The following is an 18,445-nucleotide window of genomic DNA, read 5'->3' as shown; positions in this document are numbered from 1 at the left end:
CCGGGTGAGGCAACGCTCTTCGCTCATTGTTTTTATGCATATCACCCCCGGATTCGCTGCACACGCCCCGCCGACAGGCGTCAACATCACGAAAACAATGACGTGCCCGGCAAAAGTGCTACTTTGGCATGTTTTTTGCTGGTGATGTGTGGTGAGATAATGACGCAGACGCGTTGTATCGGTTTGGGACGACTTACAACCGAGCAATTGCTAGCTTTATTCATCTCGGGTAAAAGTTGTCAGGCGGAGATATGGCAAATGGCCTGATCTCCGCTGTATCAGGAGGGAAATAAATGAAAGAAGAACCGCACTCAGTAGATGTTCACGTCGGAAAGACGATCCGCATCCAGCGTCTGTTGAGGAAAGTTTCTCAGACGGAACTGGGAGATCGTGTCGGCGTAACGTTCCAGCAGATCCAGAAATACGAAAAGGGTTCCAACCGCGTTTCCGCCAGCATGCTGGTCGAAATCGCCGGCGCGCTGAAGGTCGATGTCAGGACGTTTTTCGACGACCTGTCGACCCCTGCTACGGCCAACGACAACCCTGCTCCAAGCGAGGAATTCGTTATTTCGCGCGAAGGCGTCCTTCTCAATGCGGCGTTCTTTTCGATCAAGAACGAAGCTCTTCGCAAGAAGATTCTGAAGCTCGTCCAGGCGATCGCCAACACCGAACAGTTGGACGCTGACGCGGCCGAATAAACCGGTCCTTCACGCAATCCAACGGGCCGCATGAGGGTCAATGGCGATCGATCAGAATTAGATTCTCGCTGGCATCCTTCATTGCGATCTTGGCTTTGCTGCCGAGCAGCTTCTCGAGATTGACGTCAAGCTCCCTGTCGGGATCTATGCCGTCCCAATCGATAACGACCTGCAGCAGCGCCATGTTCGTCAGGTGCATCAGATTACGCAGCTGAAGCTTTTCAGCCTCCTCCTTGGCTACCGACAGCAGCCGGAAGATCCTTGCGTATTCGCTGCCTGTACCTTCGTTGTGTTGTTCAAACATCGTTCCCGCCTTCGTTGGCCGTGAAACCCTACGATTCCATCCACTACTGCATCTTTGTGCCGCGACCGTTATTCAAGCGTTACAGCAACCGCATTGCGCGTGACTTCGGCGTGCAGGAGGTCCCAGTGCGAGGTTGCGGCAAAATGCCAGTCACGGTTGACGGGAAGGAATTTGTCCCTGCGCAGCCATTCCAATACCAGCCGCGCGTCGTTGCGCTTGCGCTCGACGCGGTTGCCGCGAATGGTGGCGAGGATGTGGTCGCGGCGCGGTTTACGGAAATGGCACTCGTCGGCCACCTTCGCATAGGTGCGCTCGGAAAAATGCAGGAAACGGCCGGCAAGCAGAAGCTTCTTGCGCTCGCCGGGTGAAATCTCGCCGCTGGCGTAAAGCGCATCGATCGTCGGCTCGAAATCGACCCAGGGCACGGAAAGCGGCAGCCAGCCAAGTTCCTGCGGCGCATGCACCAGCGCGACGGCCTCGTCGTCGAGCAGCCGCCCTGACTCATAATCCTCGAAGATCGAGCCGAGCCCGACCATGCCGAAGGGGGCGCATTCGGCTGCCCGCAACGCGCCCATGCTGGCGCCGCCGGCAACGGCGACATCGTGTTCGAGCGCGTACAGAATTTCCTTGTGCCAGACCGAAGGCAGATCGCCGAAATAGCCATCGACGAGGCCGATCGCGGTGGCGCCGTCCTCAACGGCTTTCAGAATGTCGCCGGCGGCGGCCGGCGGCCGGAAGTCGATGCAGGAAGACATCGCCCTTGCCGCGGCAAGATCGCTGCCCAGGCTCGGGCCGACGAACAGCACCTTCATGATTCGGCTCCTCTTATGGTGTTGACGGCGCGCATGCCGAGCTGGATGTACTGGCCTGAGATATCGACCTCCAGGCCGGGCACGATCACTCTGACGACGGAGACCGGCAGGGCCGGGTGCGGAAACGGCACGACCACGATCTGCTCGATGCCGGTGGCCACCAGCCGGTCGGCAATATGGCCGATGGTCTCCTGGATCGTCGCTTTGCGGTGATGACGGGGCTGGAATGGGCGCATCCGGCCGTCGCCCTCGCACAGTTCGACCACCTGCTGCATCGCCGCACTCCTGTCGAGCCGCTGATAGATGCGCGGCGAGAAATCGTCGCGGCTGCCGGCAATCGCAGTCAGCCGGCTCTGCGCCGCTTCGGTAATGGCGCGCAGCGCGGCGCGCACGGGATCGGGGTGGCAACCGCAGCCGCCGCAGACATGCGACCAGCGCGCGTCGACACGGTCGGAAAGATTGCCGGGCATGATGACGGCCAAAAAGGCGGGAATACCGATATCCGTCGTCATGTCGAGCAGCAGCAGTTTCATGCCGGCGCGGGTGATCCGGTCGGTCATGACGTCGATCACCGCATCGCCGAAGGAGGCCGGGTCGATGCGGCTTTCCTTCAGGCGCTCCGGCGATTTCAGCTGGGTCAGAGCCCAGGCGTCACGCTCCACCAGCTCGCAAAGCCCATGCAGGACCGCCTCGGACGGCGTGTTGCCGGAGGCCAGCCCATCGCTCGACTGCTCGAAGCCCGGCGGCCTCTCGCCGCGATGGTCGAGACCGACAAGCCACCAGGGTACGAAGACGCTGCTGCCGGACAGGATGTCGAGCCCGGAGCACCAGGGAATGGGACGGCTGCCGATCTCGTCGGGCGCGCAGCGTGCGACATTGTCGAGGTCGATCATGGCGGCACGCTCCGCCCGCATGCTCTCGACGGTCGCCTGCGTCAGGTCGGCGGGGGCAATTTCGGCGATCCGCGTCTCGACCGCCTCCATCGCCGCCGAGGTCATGGCGGCCTCGTTGTCGATACCCTTGCCCTGAAAGACCGAGAGCGTATGGCTGTTCGGCCTCGTTGCGAAGGCGACGGGGATGTTCAGGACGTCGAGCGCCGTCAAGAGACCGACGCGGGTGATGCCGAATTCGCGCAGATGCGGCCTGATGGCCGCGAAGGTCTGCGCCGGCGTGACGGCGCGGTCATGATAATCGCTGACGCCTGCCGATGATCGTTTGAGGTCACCGGCAAGCGTTTCAAGGTCGGTGAAAGCGGACATACCGATTTGTTCCTTAGCGGAACCTCAGCGCATGCGTCAGGCTCTCGAGCGCATTGGCGGAAACGTTGAGTTCATCCTGCTTCATGGCTGCTCTGGCAGCTGCAGAGAAGCGCAGCGACGGTGTCTGAACTGCAGTGCTTTCAGCATTCGTCTTCATGTTCCATCTCCGATTGGTTGGGCAGCGCCTTGCTGCCGTTAACCATCAGAGGGAAACATTACCTGCGTCATTTAAGCGTTACAGGCTTCGTTAAAAGGCCGCGCAATCAGGGAAGACCGGCAAGATGCAGGCCCTGTATCAGCGGTTCGGTATAGGCGGGATCGCGATCGGGGACGAAATGGCGGATGTCCTCGCTGCGGAAATCGGGGAAGTTTTCCAGCACCACCCTGGCATAATTCCTGGCCTTGGCCGTATCGCCCGCCATAGCATGCGAGGCGGCGAGCAGGCGGGCGGTTGCCTGCTTGGCCTTCACCGGTTCCAGCGCCTCGATCGCCATTTCATACTCTTCGCGCATGAAATGGATGCCGCCGAGGTTCCAGTAATAATAGTCCGGCGGCAGCGGATTGAGTTTGAAGGCCGCGCGGCTGAGCTCCAGCGCCCGATCGAAATCGCCATCATGGGAAAGCGCGTCGGCGAAATCGGCGAGGATGTCGGCATCATTGGGATTGAGATCCTGGGCCTGCTGGAAATATTCCAGGCTTTCGTCGAAGCGGCGGCGATAGAGCGCCACGAATCCGAGCTCGCGGTAGGCCCGGCCGCTGTTCGGGTCGGACTGCTGCGCCTGCCGGGCAGCGCCGTTCGCCTCATCGAGCAGTTCCTTGTCGCGCATGCCGCGGATCAGCCATTCCATACCGAGCGCGCGCGACACGCCGGCATGCGCAGCCGAGAAATGCTCATAACGATTGAGCGAGGATTTGAACCATTTGCGCGCCTGGCGCAGATGCTGCAGATCGGTCTGGGCGATCAGCCGCTTGCCTTCCAGATAGAGACGATAGGCGGATGGCGGCGCCTCGCCGATCGGCATCGCCAGTTCGTGGCGCTCGATCGTGTCGGCGAGCGAGGAAACGATCCGCCGCGTCAGATGCGCGAAGGATTCGCTGATCTTCTGCATGACCAGTGGCAACTCGATGGCCCAGATCACCTCCGATGTCGTCGTCCGCGTCAGGCGGCAGGTCGCAAAGACATCCTCGTCGCGGCCCTGGATGGTGACGTAGACCGCATAGTCGAAGCTGAGGTCGAGCGGACCGGGCACGGCGCGCGACGGATCGATCGAACGGCTGAGGATTTCCAGACTCGTATGCGCCGCGATCACCTTGAAGCCGCGCTGCTGACTGAGGCCGATGGTGACGTCTTCGAGAAGCGCCCTGCCGACGCGCTCCATCAGCGGATCGGTAAAAATGCTTTCCGGCGGCAGGATGATGATGCGCGGCTGGCCAAGCAGAGTGATCGCGAGGTTCGGCCCCGGCTGGGAATGGCCTGAAGCCGCTTGTGCCGCCGGCACCAGGTTCAGTTCGCGGGCAAGAGCGGTGGTGCTTTCCTCCGGCTCGGTGTCGAAGTCGTCCTTCAGTTGGCTTTTGCACTTCAGATAGGCCTGACGCGCCGCTGCCGGATCGTTCATCCTGACATAGGTGCGCATCAGGGCACGATAAGCGGTCTCACTGGCAGGATCGAGTTCCAGCAGGCGCCTGGCAAGCGTGACCTGCTCTTCATCAGATCTGTCGTCTGATGTTTCGACCAGCCGGGCGAGATGGGTGGAGCGCAATTCGTCGATGCGCTGGCGCTCGAAGGTCAGCCAGTCCTCGGCGCCCTGCGTCGGCGATTTGACGCCTTCGAGCAATTCGCCGTTCAGGAGGCCGCCGTCTTCGGGTGCGAGCGGCCCTTTCTGTTTCAGGATATGAACATCGACCTCCCAGCCGGCGGCAAGGCCGATATGGGTTCGGGTCGCGGTCAGCAGCGGCGGAAGGTCGGCGGGAATGCTCTGTTCGATGCGCGCCAGGAGCTGGCGCAGACTACCTGCCCGCTTTTCCGGCAGCTCCGATTGCCAGAGTTGCCGCCTGACGGTTTCGCGGTCGAGTTCGAGATCGGCTTCGGCAGCGAGCATGGCGAGAAGAAAATAAGACTTCTCCGGCAAGGGGAGTTCCTTCCCCGCCGCCAGCAATCGCGGTCTTCCGAGCAGGCACAGCCTGTTCGTCGACATTTGCCCGGATGTCCGTTGCATCTCGGTTCTCACCCCCGAAAGCCAAGGCGCGCAAACGCACCGGCGGTCAAGACATTATGTTAAAGCTATAAAGCCGCCGCGCATAGCGGCTTTGCTATAAAAAAGAAGAAATTTCATCGATTATTTGCATTTTCGCATGTCGCTCGCCGAGAAGATGCTTTGCCAACACTTCCGTCAGGATGCGGTTTGCGTACCCTGGCGGCAGGTTATTGAGCAAACGACGGCCCGGTATCACAGGCTGTCCCCGACAAAATCGCCGCCGCGCTACAGGCCAAGCGCCTTGATGCGCGCGATCGAACGCCGGGCGAAGCGGCGCCAGTCGGCCGGATTGTCATGCTCGGTGACGATATGCTCAGTCTTTGTCTGACGGAAGAGTGGTACGAGCTTTTCATAGTCGATGATGCCGTCGCCGGTCGCCACCCAACCGTCTTCCGCCGCAGTGCCTCCGGGCGCCATGTCCTTCATCTGGATGGCGATGATGCGGTCGGCGAATCTCTTGAGTTCGGCCGCCGGATCGGCGCCGGCCCGGGTGATCCAGCCGCAATCGATCTCGAACCAGGCATTGTCGCCGCCGCCGTCGAAGATATGGTCGATCGGCCGTGACCCGTCGGCCAGCGGAAAGAATTCGAAATCGTGGTTGTGCCAGGCAAGCTTGAGCCCGTGCTCTGCCGCCTGCTGCGCCCCTTCGGCCAACTGCGCGCCGAGGTTCCTCCAATAATCTGCCGCGGTGCCGCGCTCTTCCGGCGCCACATAGGGCGGGATCATGATAGTGGCGCCGATCGTCAGCGCGATGTCGATGAAACGCTGCGGCTCTTCGACCAGCCCTTTCAGCGGCATATGAAAGCAGTGGCACTTCAGCCCGGCGTCGTCGAGCGCCGTGCGGAAAGCTTTGGCATCGGCCTCATAGGCCGGAAGCCAGGGTTCGATCGCATCGTAGCCGAAAGCCTTCAGCTCGGGAAACTGGGCAAAAAGCGGCGGAAAATTGCGCGAGGAATAAAGCTGGTAGGAGATCGGATAGCGCATGTCTTTGCTCCCTTCGCGCCGGCCCGGTTCTCAGCTTCGGCCGGTGGTACTTTCCCGGATGACGAGATCCGGCTCGATCATGGTAACGCGCGGGTCGGGCAGCGCATCCTTGGCGGCGACGAGCCGCATCAGGCGCTCGACGGCAAGCTCGGTGACGATGTCGACGGCGTAGTTGACGCTCGAAATCGGCGTGGCTGCATGTTCGGCGAATTCGATATTGTCGAAGCCGATGATGGCGACATCCCTAGGCACATTGACGCCGTTCTTCTGGCACCAGCGCAAGGCGCCGATCGCCAGGGAATCATTGGCGGCAAAGACGCCGGTCGGCCGGTCGGCCACGCTCATCAGCTGGTCCATCGCCCAATAGCCCTTGATCACGGAATGGCCCTGCGGGTCGGCCGTCAGCGCCGGCTCGAAGGCAATGCCGGCTTCCGAAAGCGCCTGCAGGTAGCCTTCGCTCTTTTCCAGATTGCCGAGCGGATTGGCGCTGTCGATGATGCCGATCCTGCGATGGCCGGTGTCGATCAGATGCCGCGTCGCCTTGTAGGCGCCGCGCCTCTCATCGACGCAGACCGCGTCGATGCCGGAATCCGGATCGCCGACCAGCAGCACGATCGGATAATTCGACTGGCGGATCTTGCGGATATGATCGAGCTTGCGGTGGCTGCGGGGATAGATGAGCATGCCGTCGACCTGGCGCGAGCGGAACATTTCCAACGCCCTGATCTCTTCCTCCGCATCGTTGTTGGAGGTGGCAAAAAGCGTGCCGTAGCCCTTGTCGGCGAGCTCCAGTTCGATCGCCTGCGCCGTGCGCATCAACGTCGGATTGGTGATGTCGGTGAGGATGAGGCCGATCGTCTTCGTTTCACGGCTGACCAGCGACTTGGCGATATGGTTCGGCAGGTAGTTGAGCGCCTCGGCGATGCCGCGGATCAGCTGGCGCGTCTCCTCCGGAATGCGCGGACTGCCGCGAAGCGCCAGCGAGACCGTGTTCACGGAGAATCCGGTCTTGTCGGCAATGTCTTTGAGGCGGACGCTCGATCTGGTCATCGTGAGGGCGGCTATATGTCCTGATGCTTAATCTTCCTTCCATAACCTCCTCCGGTGGAAAGCGAAAGCTTCCACCGGGAAAGCGAAAGCTTCCACGGGGGAGAGTGGAAGGAACAGCCGCGGGACCTAGTCCGGCGGCTCTCCTTTCCAGCGCCGCGCTTCTTTTCGGACGCGCAACGGACGCTGTAACACTTTGAATTACTGCATAATTTTATCCTGAAATCGAATCCGATCTGAGGAATTATGCAGTGGCGTCATTTTCCTTCGGCCTGCAGCCGCTTGATACCCTGGTACTGCAGGCAGTCGGGATGCATCTCCATCAGCTCGATGCGGTTGCCGTCGGGATCCTCGATCCATGCCTGGCGATTGCCGTCGAGCCCCGCCTTGATCTCGGCGGTGAGCTTGATGCCGGCCGCCCGGATCCTTGTCGCCGTCGCATCCAGATCGTCGATCGTAAAGCACATGTGGTTGACGCCGTTGGCGTTCCAGCCGGGCGCCCGGTCGTTTTCGGCGCCGGGGAAGATTTCGAGATAGTGGTCGTCGGTGATGCGGAGATAGACGAGCCAGGTCGAGCCGTCGTCGTTCTTCAGGCGCAGCATCTCGGGAAAGCCAAGGCGTTCGCGGTAGAAATCGAGCGAGGCGTCGAGGTCCTTGACCTTGATGGCGACATGGCCGTAGCCGGTTATTCCAAGCATGTTTCCTCCTCACCGGCAGCGCCGGGCGCCGCCGTCAACTGTGTTTCGATCAACAGAAGCCAATTTTGAATTAACGATAATACAAAATCACAATTGAACGTCACGATCGGAATTGTCAACCGCCGGCGGATTCAATCCCAATCGGGACCCCAGTCGGGATCGATGGTACGCTGGTTGCGATCGAGCGCCTCGATGAGGGCGATCTCCTCCTGTTTCAGCCGCAGTTTGCCGGCGGCGAAATTTGAACGGATGCGTTCGGCCCGGCCCGACGTCGGAATGGCGCAATAGCCCTTGGCGAGTTCAAAGGCGATGATCACCTGCTCGACCGTCGCGCCATGATTGCCGGCGATCGCGCCGAGCACCGTATCCCCGGAAAGCGTGCCGCGGGCGATCGGCAGATAGCAGGTGACGATGATGTCGTTCCGCTGACAGTATTCAGCTAGTTTGTTGTTCTGTATCAGCGGGTTGAGCTCGAATTGATTGTTGACGATCCGCCCTTTTCCGACGATTTCTTCTGCCTGTTGCAGCAGCGCGATGGTGAAGTTGGAGACGCCGATCAGCCGCGTCAGTCCCCTCTCCTGCGCCTCGGCGATCTGCGAGAGATAGACCTTCAAGGGAATGGCGCCGTTCGGCGCCGGCCAATGGATGAGCGTCAGGTCGACTTGGTCGATGCGCATCGCTTCCAGGCTCTTTTCGAGTGACGGGATGAGCTTGCCCTCGCCGAAATTGTCGGTCGAGATCTTCGTCGTCATGAAAACCTCGCCCCGCGCAATGGCGGACCGGCGCAAGGCTTCGCCGGTTTCGAATTCGGTATCATAGGTCTGTGCGGTATCGAGATGCCGGTAGCCCGTCTCCAGTGCGCAGAGGATGGCGTCGATGCCCTCATTGCCGTTGCGGCCATAGGTGCCGAAACCCAGTTGCGGTATAAGTCGCTGATTTTCCATATGTCTTCTCCCTCGTTCCGGTCGCGTTTGGCTTGTTTGGCTGAGCTTTCTGTTCTTTCGGAGCGAAATCGGCCGAAAATCCTCGGTTGACGCATGGGCATTTTTGATCATAGTTTAACGATAATACAAGCCTGTTTATCGGGCTTGGTCCGATGTGGGAGCGTTGGGTCTGGGAGGAAGAGATGCAACTACGCTGGAGCCGGATGATGCCCCAGCTGGCTCTCGCGCCGGCTGTCGCCGTCACCTTCGTCGCATTCATCGGCGCGATCGGCTGGACGGCATGGCTTTCGCTGACCCGCAGCCGCCGCGTTCCGGAATATGAAATCGACTGGAGCGAGTGGACGCGCCAGTATGAGCGGCTCTTCAACGATGCCGGCTGGGCGATCTCCCTGCACAATCTCGTCATTCTCGGTATCGGCAGCGCACTTGCCATCGTCTTCGGCTTCGTCCTCGCCGCGATGATCGATCGCGAATGGCGCGGCGAGAGCTTCTTCCGCACGGTTTTCCTCTATCCGCTTGCCGTCTCGCTGATCGTCACCGGTGCTGCCTGGCGCTGGATCTTCAATCCGCAGCTCGGACTTCAGAATTTCCTGCATGGCCTCGGCTTCACCTCGGTCAGCTTCAACTGGCTGGCGAGCCCCGAGACTGCCATGTACGCGATCATCCTCGCCTCGATCTGGCAAAGTTCCGGCTTCTACATGGCGCTTATGCTCGCCGGCCTGAAATCGATCAACACCGAAATCTGGAGTGCCGCGCGCCTCGACGGCGTCAGCTTCTGGCGGCTCTATCTAGAGATCATCATTCCGATGATGAAGTTCACCTTCATCACCTGCGCCATACTGCTCTCGCTCGGGGTCATCAAGGCCTATGACGTGATTGTGGCGATGACCAATGGCGGGCCGGGCAATTCCACCTGGGTGCCGGCCTATTTCACCATCAACGCGCTCTCGGCAAAGAGCAATATCGGTTATGCCTCGGCCGCCGCCATCACCATGCTCGTCATCACCGCGCTGATCTTCCTGCCGCTGGTGCTGATCACCACCTGGCAGCAGCGCCGGGCGAACGGGGGTTCGCGATGACCGTGGTGACGCAGGCAGACGTGCTGGACGAGGCGACGAAGGCTTCACCCGGCCCGCGCCAGCCCTTCTTCCCCCGCAAGAGGAAACGTATTCCCGGGCGCTCCGTCGCCATATTGCTGTTCCTGACCATGTGCGCGCTGTTTTTCTGCGTGCCCCTCTACGTCGTCGTCGTCACCTCGTTCAAGACGATGGACCAGATCCGCGAAGGCGCGATCTTTTCGCTGCCGCACGTCTGGACGCTCGAAGCCTGGGACCACGCCTGGAACAAGGCCTGCTCCGGCATCAACTGCAACGGCCTCAAGGTCGGCTTCTGGAATTCGGTGCTGATCCTCTTCCCGTCGCTGATCCTGTCGATCGCGCTGTCGATCGTCACGGGTTATGCGCTGGCGCTCTGGAATGTGCGCTGGGCGAACGCCTTTCTCTTCCTGCTCTTCATCTGCGCCTTCGTGCCCTTCCAGGTCATCATGTATCCGCTGATCCGCATCACCGCGGCGATCGGCATCTACGGCACGCTCTGGGGCATCGCCGTGGTGCACGCGGTGCTGGCCATGCCGGTGCTGACGCTGATCTTTCGCAATTATTACAAGGATATTCCCCAGGAAATCATGCGGGCCGCGATCATCGATTCCGGCTCCTTCTGGCGGATCTTCATCGAGATCATCCTGCCGATGTCGGGCAATATCCTGATCGTCGTGCTGATCCTGCAGATCACCTCGATCTGGAACGACTATCTGATCGGCGTCACCTTCGGCGGGCTCGGCACCCGGCCGATGACCGTCATCCTCGCCAATCTCATCACCGTCTCCACAGGCGTGGTCGCCTATAACGACAACATGGCGGCCGCCCTGCTCACCGCCATTCCGCCCCTCGTCATCTATTTCCTCGTCGGCAAGTTCTTCGTTCAGGGGATCACCGCCGGCGCGATCAAGGGTTGACCCATGCCGCGCGTTTCCTTCGAACATATCGTCAAATCGTTCGGCGCGGTGACGATCCTCGACGATCTCAATCTCGCGGTCGAGGATGGCGATTTCCTGGTGCTGCTCGGCCCTTCCGGCTGCGGCAAGACCACGCTGCTCAATCTGCTTGCCGGCCTGCTCGAAGTCTCCGACGGCCGCATCACGATCGGCGAGCGCGACGTCACCGATCTCGATCCGAGGGATCGAGGCCTGGCCATGGTCTTCCAGTCCTATGCGCTCTATCCGACCAAGACCGTCTACGGAAACCTGAAATTCGGCCTTGCCGCCAGCCGCCTTGACCGGGCGGAGGTCGAGCGGCGCATCGCCGCTGCCGCCAGGCTGCTGCAGATCGAGCCGCTGCTTGCCCGCAAACCCGGCCAGCTCTCCGGCGGCCAGCGCCAGCGCGTGGCGATCGGCCGGGCGCTCGTCAAGCAGGCCGGCGTCATTCTCTTCGACGAGCCGCTGTCCAATCTCGATGCCAAGCTTCGCACCGAGATGCGCCTGGAGATCAAGAAGCTGCACGACACGCTGAGGCCGACTGTCGTCTATGTCACCCATGACCAGATCGAAGCGATGACCATGGCGACGAAGATCGCGGTCATGGACGGCGGCGTCATCCAGCAATTCGGTACGCCCGACGAGATCTATGGCAAGCCCGCCAATCTTTTCGTCGCCGGCTTCATCGGCGCGCCGGCGATGAATCTCCGCCCGGCGCGGCTGAAGGTGGATGGACATTGCGTCAAGGCGGGCTTCGATACGGGCGATGTCATGGATCTCGGCGACTACGCGTTTTCGCAGCCGCCGGAAAACGGCGCCGAGGTCATCATCGGCCTCAGGCCGGAGCATTTCGTCGTCGCCGATCAGCCACTCGCCCATGCAGCGGCAAGCTTCGAGCTGCCGCTCAGACATGCCGAACGCACCGGCTCCGATGCCACCGCCTATCTCGGCTTCGGCGATCAATTGCTGGCGCTGCGCGTCGATCCGGACCGCGCCGCCGACCTCAGTGCCGGCCAGACGGTGCGAGCCGACTTTCCGCGCGGCAAGACCAATGTCTTTGACGCCCGCACCGGGCGACGAATGTGAATGAGCAACCAAAGGGAGGAATGGAAATGATGAACAGGATACTTGCCGGCATCACCGCCGCCATGCTTGCGGGCGCTGCTCCCCTCGGCGCGCAAGCGACCGATCTCGTGATCTACCACACCTGGTCGGCGCCTCCCGAAGTGGCGGCGCTGAACGTGCTCAAGAAGAACCTGGAAGCCAAAGGCGACAGCTGGACCGACATCGCCATCCCGCATGACACCGGCTCCAACGTCAACCTGATGAACCTCGTTGCCGGCGGCAACCCGCCGAACCTGTTCATGGAGTCCAATCCCGGCGTCTATCGCGATCTGACGAAAGCCGGTCTCGGCCGGCCGCTGACGGATTTCTTCAAGGAGCACGGCTACCCCGACAGGTATCCGGATGCGGTGGCCCATTCGATGGTCGTCGACGATCAGGTGATGAAGGTGCCGACGGCGCTGCACATCGACGGCATGGTCTATTACAATATGGATGTCGCCAAGAAAGTCGGCATCGATCCGACGGCCTGGAAATCGCTCGACGAAATGTTTGCCGACTTCGACAAGATCAAGGCGGCCGGCGTCATTCCGCTGGCCGTCGGCGGCCAGCAATGGCAGGTGGGCTACCTCACCCACGCGCTGGCGGCGACGATCGGCGGACCGGATTTCTTCAACAGGATCTATGGCGAAAAACCGGATCCCACCGTCTTCGACACGCCTGAGTTCCGCCAGGTCTTCGACTATCTGCGCAAATTCCAGCAGGCGGCCGACGAAGGTTCGGCCAACCGCGAATGGAACCTCACCACCAACCTCGTCATCACCGGCAAGGCGCTGATGCAGATCCATGGCGACTGGATGAAGGGCGAATGGCTGGCGGCCGGCAAGACCGCCGGCAAGGATTTCGGCTGCATCCAGATCCCGGGCGCAAAAGCCGTGGCTGCCAGCGTCGACAGCTGGGGCCTGCTCGGCGGCCAGCCTGCGGATAAGGACAAGGCCGAACTCGACTTTGCGGCGATCGTCGTCGATCCGAACGTCCAGGCGGAATTCGCCAAGGCCAAGGGCTCGACGCCGGTGCGCCTCGATGCGCCGCAGGACAGTCTCGATGCCTGCTCCAAGGAAGTGCTCCGCATCGTTGCCGATCCGAAGCATCAGGTGCAAAACCCGCACGCCATCAGCGACGCCGACTGGGAGAACTCGATCTGGGACGTGGCCTTCAACTTCTGGAGCGATCCCGACATGAGCGTCGACGACGCGATCGCCAAGATCAAGGAAAACTACAAGACCATTCTCGGCTAGAGCGGTTCTGGCTCGAGGTTTCTCTGAGAGGGGCGGTCCGTTTCCGAAACGGCGGGCCGTCCCACCCCTTCGCAGAAAGGAAATTCCGATGGACAAGCGTTTGCTCGACGAAGATGCCGTCATGCAGATCTGCTTCGTGACCGACGACGTGCAGAAGTCCGCCGCCTGGTTCTCGGATCTGACAGGCAAACCGGTGCCGCCGGAAGGCAAGGCCGCCGAGCCGGATGAGGCGCAGGCTGTCTATCACGGCAAGCCCGCCGAGGTCGGCTGCCGCATCATCATGTTCAAGTTCGGCAATATCGATGTCGAGTTCCTGCAGCCCGGCCCGGAAAAGAGCGCCTGGCGTGACCTATTGGAGGAAAAAGGCCCCGGGTGTCATCACATCGCCTTTAAAACGAAGAACCTCACCAAGCGAAACCGCTATCTGGAAGACAAGGGCCACCGCCTGCTCCAGCGCGGCGAATTCGACGGCGGCCATGGGCGTTATGCCTATTACGATACGGTGCCGGATCTCGGCGTGATGATCGAACTGCTGGAATTCGACAGCGACAAGGAAGCCCAGCCGAAACAGGCCTGAAGGGTCACAGAAGCTGTGCAATCCGTTTCGGGCCCGTTACCGCCGTGGACGCGGCCTCGACGAAATCGAGCCCGATATCCAGCACCGGCGCGCTGTGCGTCAGCCAACCGACGGAAATGAGATCGACGCCGGAGGCGGCGATCGCGGCGGCCGTTGCCGGCGTGACGCGGCCGGATGCCTCGGTGATGGCCCGGCCGGCGACGATGGCGACGGCTTCGCGCAGCTGATCCGGCGTCATGTTGTCGAGCAGAACGGCGTCGACGCCGGTCGCCATCGCTTCCCGCAGCTGATCGAGCGTGTCCACTTCGACCTCGATCTTCACCATATGGCCGATGCCGGCGCGCGCCCGGCGGATCGCCTCGGTGACGCCGCCGGCGATGGCGACGTGATTGTCCTTGATCAGCACCGCGTCATAAAGGGCGAAACGGTGGTTCATGCCGCCGCCGGCCCGCACCGCATATTTCTCCAGCGCCCGCAGCCCCGGCGTCGTCTTGCGCGTGCAGGCGACGGAAGCCTTGGTGCCCCTGATGGCGGCGGCAATCCCGGCCGTCACGGTCGCAATGCCCGAGAGGTGACCGAGGAAGTTCAGCGCAGTGCGCTCGGCGCTCAGCAGGCCGCGCGACGGGCCTTCGATGGTGGCGATCACCTCGCCGGGTTTAACCGCGTCGCCGTCCTGGATATGGCGGCGCATGACGATCTCCGGATCGACGAGGGAAAAGGCGAGTTCGGCGGCATCGAGACCGGCGATCACGCCCGGCTGACGCGCAGCCATCACCACCGTCGAGCGGTGATCTCCAGGGATGACCGAAGCCGAGGTGATGTCGCCGGCAAGACCCAGATCTTCGAGAAGTGCGGCCCGCACCAGCGGTTCGACGATCAGGCGCGGAAGAGGAACGAGGCTCATCTCAGGCACTCCTTGCAAGAGCATAGGACGGGGCAAGGGCATAGGGCGGGGTCGCGCGGGCGATCTCCAGCACTTGGGAAAGGCGCATCCGGCGGCGGTTTGCATCGCCGAGCTTCAGCGGAAAATCGGTGCGGGCATGAGCGCCGCGCGATTCCATCCGCAGGCTGGCAAAGACGGCGATCGAGAGCGCGACGATGGCCGGATCGGCGGCAGGGCCGTTGCCTTCGGCAAGCGGCAGCAGTGCGGCGATCGCGCCATGAATGGCGCCGGCATTGCGCAGCACGCCGAGATGACGCGAGACGATTGGCCGGACGAGCGATGCATCGGCAGCCGCCGGCAGTCTCTCGGCGGAGATGGCGCCGGCAGCACTTGCGGGCATGCCCGACATGTCGCGTGCTACCCGCATGCCCATGACAGCCGCCTCCAGCAGCGAATTGCTGGCAAGCCGGTTGGCGCCATGCAGGCCGGTCGAGGCCGCCTCTCCGGCAACCCAGAGACCGGGAACCGAGCTGCGGCCGTTTGGATCCGTGGCAACGCCGCCCATGTGATAGTGAACGGCCGGGCGCACCGGGATGAGGTCTTTTTCCGGATCGATGCCGGCCTCGCCGCAAAGGGCGGAGATGACGGGAAAACGCGCAGCAAAGCGGCTGCCGAGAGCAGTGCGGGCATCGAGGAAGACTTTGCCGCCGCGGGCGATTTCGGCGCTGATCGCACGCGCCACCACGTCGCGCGGCGCAAGTTCGGCGCCTGATATGCGGGCCATGAAACGGTCGCCCCGTTCGTTGACGAGCAAAGCCCCCTCGCCGCGCACCGCCTCGCTGATGAGCGCCAGCGGCCTGCGGCGTGAATCGAGTGCGGTCGGATGGAACTGGACGAATTCCATATCGGCGAGATCAGCGCCGGCCCTTGCCGCAAGCGCGATCCCCTGGCCGAAATTGCCCATCGGATTGGTGGTGGCGTCGTAGAGCCCGCCAATGCCGCCGGTGGCGAGCACCAGCTTCGATGTCGGCAGGATGGCGGCCCCCTTCGCGGTCGCGCAGAGCAGGCCGGCGACCTTTTCGCCCTCCATCAGAATCCGCCGCGCCTCGAAGCCTTCGAGGACTGATATCACGGGTATTTTCATCACCGCCTCGATCAGCGCGGCGATGATCGCAGCACCCGAGCCATCGCCTTCGGCATGGACGATGCGGCGGTGGTTATGGGCCGCCTCCAGCCCGAGTGACAGTTCGCCGGCGGCATTCCGGTCGAAACGCACGCCGGCTCGCTCCAGCGCGGCAATTGCCGCTGGTGCTTCGGCGATGATGCCGGCGGCAATCATGGGATCGCAGAGCCCGTCACCGGCGGCAAGCGTATCGGCAAGATGCAGCGCCGTGCTATCGTCGGCGCCCATGCTGGCGGCGATGCCGCCCTGCGCCCAGGCGCTCGACGTTTCCGCTCCGAGGGCGGCGCGGGTGACGATGACGCAGGGTTCCGGCGCCAGCGTCAGCGCGGTCATCAATCCCGCAAGGCCGCTGCCGACGATCACCGTGCGTCCGGCAAGATGCTCGAGGACCTCGGTCATATCGCCAGCATCCTCTCGACGGCGCGGCGGGCGGCCACGGCAATTGCCGGATCGACCGTCACCTCGTGGCGGTTTTCCTCAAGGGCGGCGCGGATATTGGCCAGCGTGATCCGCTTCATATGCGGGCAGAGATTGCAGGGGCGAATGAACTCGACATCGGGATGATGCACGGCGACATTGTCGCTCATCGAGCATTCGGTGAGCAGCACGACGCGCGCCGGCTTCTGCCTGCCGACATAGTCCGACATCACGGCGGTGGAGCCAGCGAAATCGGCTTCCGCCACGACGTCGGGCGGGCATTCGGGATGGGCGAGCACGGTGACGCCGGGATGGTTTTCGCGCAGTTGGCGCACATCCTCGGCAGTGAAGAGTTCATGCACCTCGCAATGGCCATGCCAGGCGATGATCTCGACATCCGTCTCGCGGGCGACGTTGCGCGCCAGATATTCGTCGGGGATCATCAGCACCTTCGGCACGCCGAGCGATTCCACGACCTGCTTGGCATTGCCCGAGGTGCAGCAGATGTCGGAGGCGGCCTTCACCGCGGCCGAGGTGTTGACATAGGTGATGATGGGCACGCCGGGATGGGCCTGGCGCAGCAGGGCGATATCCTCGGGCGTGATCGAATCCGCCAGAGAACAGCCGGCGCCGAGATCCGGGATCAGCACGGTTTTTTCGGGGTTCAGCAGCTTGGCGGTCTCGGCCATGAAATGCACGCCGGCCAGCACGATGACATCGGCATCGACCTCGATCGCCTTGCGGGCGAGCGCCAGGCTGTCGCCGACGATGTCGGCCACGCCGTGGAAGATCTCCGGTGTCTGATAGTTATGCGCGAGAATGACGGCGTTGCGGCGGCGCTTGAGTTCAAGGATCGCGTCGACGTCATTTTCGAAGGTCATCCATTCGGCTTTGGGAATGACGCGGCTGACGCGCTCATAGAGCGAGGATGCGGAAACAGGATAATTCATGACCGGCTCCTAATTATGCTCTCTTTGAGCATATCATAGGCAATCAGATATTCTCACAATGAGTATATGTCAATTGCGGGAGAGCGGTAATTTCGTTCCGGCGAGAGCCCGTTCTTCGAGAACGGTGTGGCGGAAGCGGAAGAGCTTGGCCGGCCGGCCGCCGGTTTCGCTTTCGGTGCCGCCGGTTTCCTCGACCAGTTCCTGCTGTTCGATGAGGCGGCGGAAGTTCTGCTTGTGCAGCGTCAGCCCCGCCAAGGCCTCGATGGTGCGCTGGAGTCTCAGCAGCGTAAAACTCTCCGGCATCAGCTCGAAGACGACGGGGCGGTATTTGATCTTGGCGCGCAGCCGGGCGATGCCGGTCGCGAGAATACGGCGGTGATCGGCAAACATCGCCCGGCCGAGATTGGCCTCCGCCCCGCATCCGGCTTCCGCGACGAGGCCCGCCTCGTAAAGCAGTTCGTAGCGCTGCAGCGCCAGATCCTCGTTCCAGCCGCCACCGTCGAGGCCGAAGGTGAAATCCGCCCGGCGATGGCGATGGTCGCGCCTAGCCGGATCGGCATCGGCCCAGATCTTCAGACGCGCCATGATTTCATTGAGCACGACTGGGCGGCCCTGGCGATGGTCTTCCCAGGGGAAATATTCGTACCAGCCGTGCCATCCCGGCCGCCCGGCGCCCGACTGTTCGCTGACGAGGCCGAGATAGCTGATCGAGATCGTTCGTCCGCCTGGGATGTCGTTGTTCCGGTCGCGATCGGCGAAGGTATAGAGCTGTTCGAGATAGCCGACGGGGTGCTCGGTCTGCTCCTGCACCCATTCGCGCAGCCCCGATTGCAGCGTGCGATGCCCCATTTCGAAAGGGCCGGACGGCAGCGCATTGCCGGAGCGGATGGTCATCACACGCGGCTCGTCCCCCGTCACCGCGACGAGCACCGCAATCAATTCCGCATGCGCAAAGCCGATCGTCACAGGGGACCGAATACTCCGTTCCGAATGAATCGAACGGATAATTCCTGACACAGGCCGGGACGGAAGCCAATGGCGG

General features: G+C 62.2%; 19 protein-coding genes. 6 read left to right on the top strand and 13 right to left on the bottom strand.

Annotated elements, in window-relative coordinates; all coding sequences use genetic code 11:
- The first annotated feature begins 293 nt into the window (after window positions 1–293).
- The gene (locus FHT75_RS19380; protein WP_028759063.1) at window positions 294–698 is read left to right on the top strand and encodes a helix-turn-helix domain-containing protein; all 405 of its coding nucleotides are present in this window, start codon (window positions 294–296) and stop codon (window positions 696–698) included.
- A 37-nt stretch (window positions 699–735) separates the two neighbouring features.
- Here the strand turns inward: FHT75_RS19380 and FHT75_RS19375 are convergent, their stop codons facing one another.
- The 9 genes from FHT75_RS19375 to FHT75_RS19335 form a co-directional block, all read right to left on the bottom strand.
- Window positions 736–1,002, bottom strand: coding sequence for a hypothetical protein (locus FHT75_RS19375; protein ID WP_183845154.1), 267 nt, complete (start codon window positions 1,000–1,002; stop codon window positions 736–738).
- Between the two features lie 68 nt (window positions 1,003–1,070).
- The gene (locus FHT75_RS19370) at window positions 1,071–1,814 is read right to left on the bottom strand and encodes a TfuA-like protein (RefSeq protein WP_183845153.1); all 744 of its coding nucleotides are present in this window, start codon (window positions 1,812–1,814) and stop codon (window positions 1,071–1,073) included.
- The gene (locus tag FHT75_RS19365) at window positions 1,811–3,073 is read right to left on the bottom strand and encodes a YcaO-like family protein (protein WP_047611935.1); all 1,263 of its coding nucleotides are present in this window, start codon (window positions 3,071–3,073) and stop codon (window positions 1,811–1,813) included. The genes FHT75_RS19370 and FHT75_RS19365 overlap by 4 nt, the downstream gene beginning before the upstream one ends.
- Window positions 3,074–3,086: 13 nt before the next feature.
- The gene (locus tag FHT75_RS19360; RefSeq protein ID WP_164735880.1) at window positions 3,087–3,230 is read right to left on the bottom strand and encodes a hypothetical protein; all 144 of its coding nucleotides are present in this window, start codon (window positions 3,228–3,230) and stop codon (window positions 3,087–3,089) included.
- A 106-nt stretch (window positions 3,231–3,336) separates the two neighbouring features.
- Complete coding sequence (locus FHT75_RS19355; RefSeq protein ID WP_183845152.1) at window positions 3,337–5,289, bottom strand: BTAD domain-containing putative transcriptional regulator; 1,953 nt, start codon at window positions 5,287–5,289, stop codon at window positions 3,337–3,339.
- Between the two features lie 264 nt (window positions 5,290–5,553).
- Window positions 5,554–6,312 (bottom strand): sugar phosphate isomerase/epimerase family protein, encoded by a 759-nt coding sequence (locus tag FHT75_RS19350; RefSeq protein WP_183845151.1) that lies wholly within the window; start codon window positions 6,310–6,312, stop codon window positions 5,554–5,556.
- A gap of 30 nt (window positions 6,313–6,342) precedes the next feature.
- Window positions 6,343–7,362 (bottom strand): LacI family DNA-binding transcriptional regulator, encoded by a 1,020-nt coding sequence (locus FHT75_RS19345; RefSeq protein WP_047611947.1) that lies wholly within the window; start codon window positions 7,360–7,362, stop codon window positions 6,343–6,345.
- A gap of 254 nt (window positions 7,363–7,616) precedes the next feature.
- On the bottom strand, window positions 7,617–8,057 hold the full coding sequence (locus tag FHT75_RS19340) for a VOC family protein (RefSeq protein ID WP_047611949.1): 441 nt from the start codon (window positions 8,055–8,057) through the stop codon (window positions 7,617–7,619).
- Window positions 8,058–8,188: 131 nt separating this feature from the next.
- Window positions 8,189–9,001 carry an aldo/keto reductase gene (locus FHT75_RS19335; protein ID WP_047611951.1) on the bottom strand — a complete coding sequence of 271 codons (813 nt, stop codon included), beginning with the start codon at window positions 8,999–9,001 and terminating at the stop codon, window positions 8,189–8,191.
- A 182-nt stretch (window positions 9,002–9,183) separates the two neighbouring features.
- Between FHT75_RS19335 and FHT75_RS19330 the strand changes: the two genes are divergently transcribed.
- The 5 genes from FHT75_RS19330 to FHT75_RS19310 all read left to right on the top strand — a co-directional run bounded on the left by FHT75_RS19330 (window position 9,184) and on the right by FHT75_RS19310 (window position 13,970).
- The gene (locus FHT75_RS19330) at window positions 9,184–10,080 is read left to right on the top strand and encodes a carbohydrate ABC transporter permease (protein WP_049816520.1); all 897 of its coding nucleotides are present in this window, start codon (window positions 9,184–9,186) and stop codon (window positions 10,078–10,080) included.
- Window positions 10,077–11,015, top strand: a complete 939-nt coding sequence (locus FHT75_RS19325; protein ID WP_183845150.1) for a carbohydrate ABC transporter permease — start codon at window positions 10,077–10,079, stop codon at window positions 11,013–11,015. The genes FHT75_RS19330 and FHT75_RS19325 overlap by 4 nt, the downstream gene beginning before the upstream one ends.
- Before the next feature lie 3 nt (window positions 11,016–11,018).
- Window positions 11,019–12,119 carry an ABC transporter ATP-binding protein gene (locus FHT75_RS19320; RefSeq protein WP_183845149.1) on the top strand — a complete coding sequence of 367 codons (1,101 nt, stop codon included), beginning with the start codon at window positions 11,019–11,021 and terminating at the stop codon, window positions 12,117–12,119.
- A gap of 26 nt (window positions 12,120–12,145) precedes the next feature.
- A complete protein-coding gene (locus FHT75_RS19315) occupies window positions 12,146–13,393 on the top strand; it encodes an ABC transporter substrate-binding protein (RefSeq protein WP_183845148.1) in 1,248 nt (415 codons plus the stop codon).
- Window positions 13,394–13,481: 88 nt separating this feature from the next.
- Complete coding sequence (locus FHT75_RS19310) at window positions 13,482–13,970, top strand: VOC family protein (protein ID WP_183845147.1); 489 nt, start codon at window positions 13,482–13,484, stop codon at window positions 13,968–13,970.
- Window positions 13,971–13,974: 4 nt separating this feature from the next.
- Here FHT75_RS19310 and nadC read toward each other — a convergent pair whose 3' ends face one another.
- From nadC to FHT75_RS19290, 4 genes are all read right to left on the bottom strand, one after another.
- Entirely contained in the window at window positions 13,975–14,898 is a 924-nt protein-coding gene (nadC, locus tag FHT75_RS19305; protein ID WP_183845146.1) for a carboxylating nicotinate-nucleotide diphosphorylase, read from the bottom strand.
- Complete coding sequence (locus FHT75_RS19300) at window positions 14,876–16,435, bottom strand: L-aspartate oxidase (protein ID WP_183845145.1); 1,560 nt, start codon at window positions 16,433–16,435, stop codon at window positions 14,876–14,878. The genes nadC and FHT75_RS19300 overlap by 23 nt, the downstream gene beginning before the upstream one ends.
- Window positions 16,432–17,403, bottom strand: coding sequence for a quinolinate synthase NadA (gene nadA / locus FHT75_RS19295; RefSeq protein ID WP_097542597.1), 972 nt, complete (start codon window positions 17,401–17,403; stop codon window positions 16,432–16,434). The genes FHT75_RS19300 and nadA overlap by 4 nt, the downstream gene beginning before the upstream one ends.
- Before the next feature lie 69 nt (window positions 17,404–17,472).
- Window positions 17,473–18,369: an NrtR DNA-binding winged helix domain-containing protein gene (locus FHT75_RS19290; RefSeq protein WP_312865380.1), complete on the bottom strand. Its 897-nt coding sequence runs from the start codon at window positions 18,367–18,369 to the stop codon at window positions 17,473–17,475.
- Window positions 18,370–18,445: the final 76 nt, after the last annotated feature.

This window comes from Rhizobium sp. BK112 (assembly GCF_014193215.1).
In the GTDB taxonomy this organism is placed as follows: domain Bacteria; phylum Pseudomonadota; class Alphaproteobacteria; order Rhizobiales; family Rhizobiaceae; genus Rhizobium; species Rhizobium anhuiense.
This window is presented reverse-complemented; position numbering and strand designations above follow the sequence as displayed.

Coding starts and splice junctions, on each gene's coding strand:
- nadA (WP_097542597.1), bottom strand. CDS start 17,403: ATGAATTATCCTGTTTCCGCATCCTCGCTCTATGAGCGCGTCAGCCGC.
- FHT75_RS19370 (WP_183845153.1), bottom strand. CDS start 1,814: ATGAAGGTGCTGTTCGTCGGCCCGAGCCTGGGCAGCGATCTTGCCGCG.
- FHT75_RS19380 (WP_028759063.1), top strand. CDS start 294: ATGAAAGAAGAACCGCACTCAGTAGATGTTCACGTCGGAAAGACGATC.
- FHT75_RS19340 (WP_047611949.1), bottom strand. CDS start 8,057: ATGCTTGGAATAACCGGCTACGGCCATGTCGCCATCAAGGTCAAGGAC.
- FHT75_RS19345 (WP_047611947.1), bottom strand. CDS start 7,362: ATGACCAGATCGAGCGTCCGCCTCAAAGACATTGCCGACAAGACCGGA.
- FHT75_RS19300 (WP_183845145.1), bottom strand. CDS start 16,435: ATGACCGAGGTCCTCGAGCATCTTGCCGGACGCACGGTGATCGTCGGC.
- nadC (WP_183845146.1), bottom strand. CDS start 14,898: ATGCTCTTGCAAGGAGTGCCTGAGATGAGCCTCGTTCCTCTTCCGCGC.
- FHT75_RS19310 (WP_183845147.1), top strand. CDS start 13,482: ATGGACAAGCGTTTGCTCGACGAAGATGCCGTCATGCAGATCTGCTTC.
- FHT75_RS19335 (WP_047611951.1), bottom strand. CDS start 9,001: ATGGAAAATCAGCGACTTATACCGCAACTGGGTTTCGGCACCTATGGC.
- FHT75_RS19350 (WP_183845151.1), bottom strand. CDS start 6,312: ATGCGCTATCCGATCTCCTACCAGCTTTATTCCTCGCGCAATTTTCCG.
- FHT75_RS19325 (WP_183845150.1), top strand. CDS start 10,077: ATGACCGTGGTGACGCAGGCAGACGTGCTGGACGAGGCGACGAAGGCT.
- FHT75_RS19355 (WP_183845152.1), bottom strand. CDS start 5,289: ATGCAACGGACATCCGGGCAAATGTCGACGAACAGGCTGTGCCTGCTC.
- FHT75_RS19360 (WP_164735880.1), bottom strand. CDS start 3,230: ATGAAGACGAATGCTGAAAGCACTGCAGTTCAGACACCGTCGCTGCGC.
- FHT75_RS19330 (WP_049816520.1), top strand. CDS start 9,184: ATGCAACTACGCTGGAGCCGGATGATGCCCCAGCTGGCTCTCGCGCCG.
- FHT75_RS19365 (WP_047611935.1), bottom strand. CDS start 3,073: ATGTCCGCTTTCACCGACCTTGAAACGCTTGCCGGTGACCTCAAACGA.
- FHT75_RS19320 (WP_183845149.1), top strand. CDS start 11,019: ATGCCGCGCGTTTCCTTCGAACATATCGTCAAATCGTTCGGCGCGGTG.
- FHT75_RS19315 (WP_183845148.1), top strand. CDS start 12,146: ATGATGAACAGGATACTTGCCGGCATCACCGCCGCCATGCTTGCGGGC.
- FHT75_RS19375 (WP_183845154.1), bottom strand. CDS start 1,002: ATGTTTGAACAACACAACGAAGGTACAGGCAGCGAATACGCAAGGATC.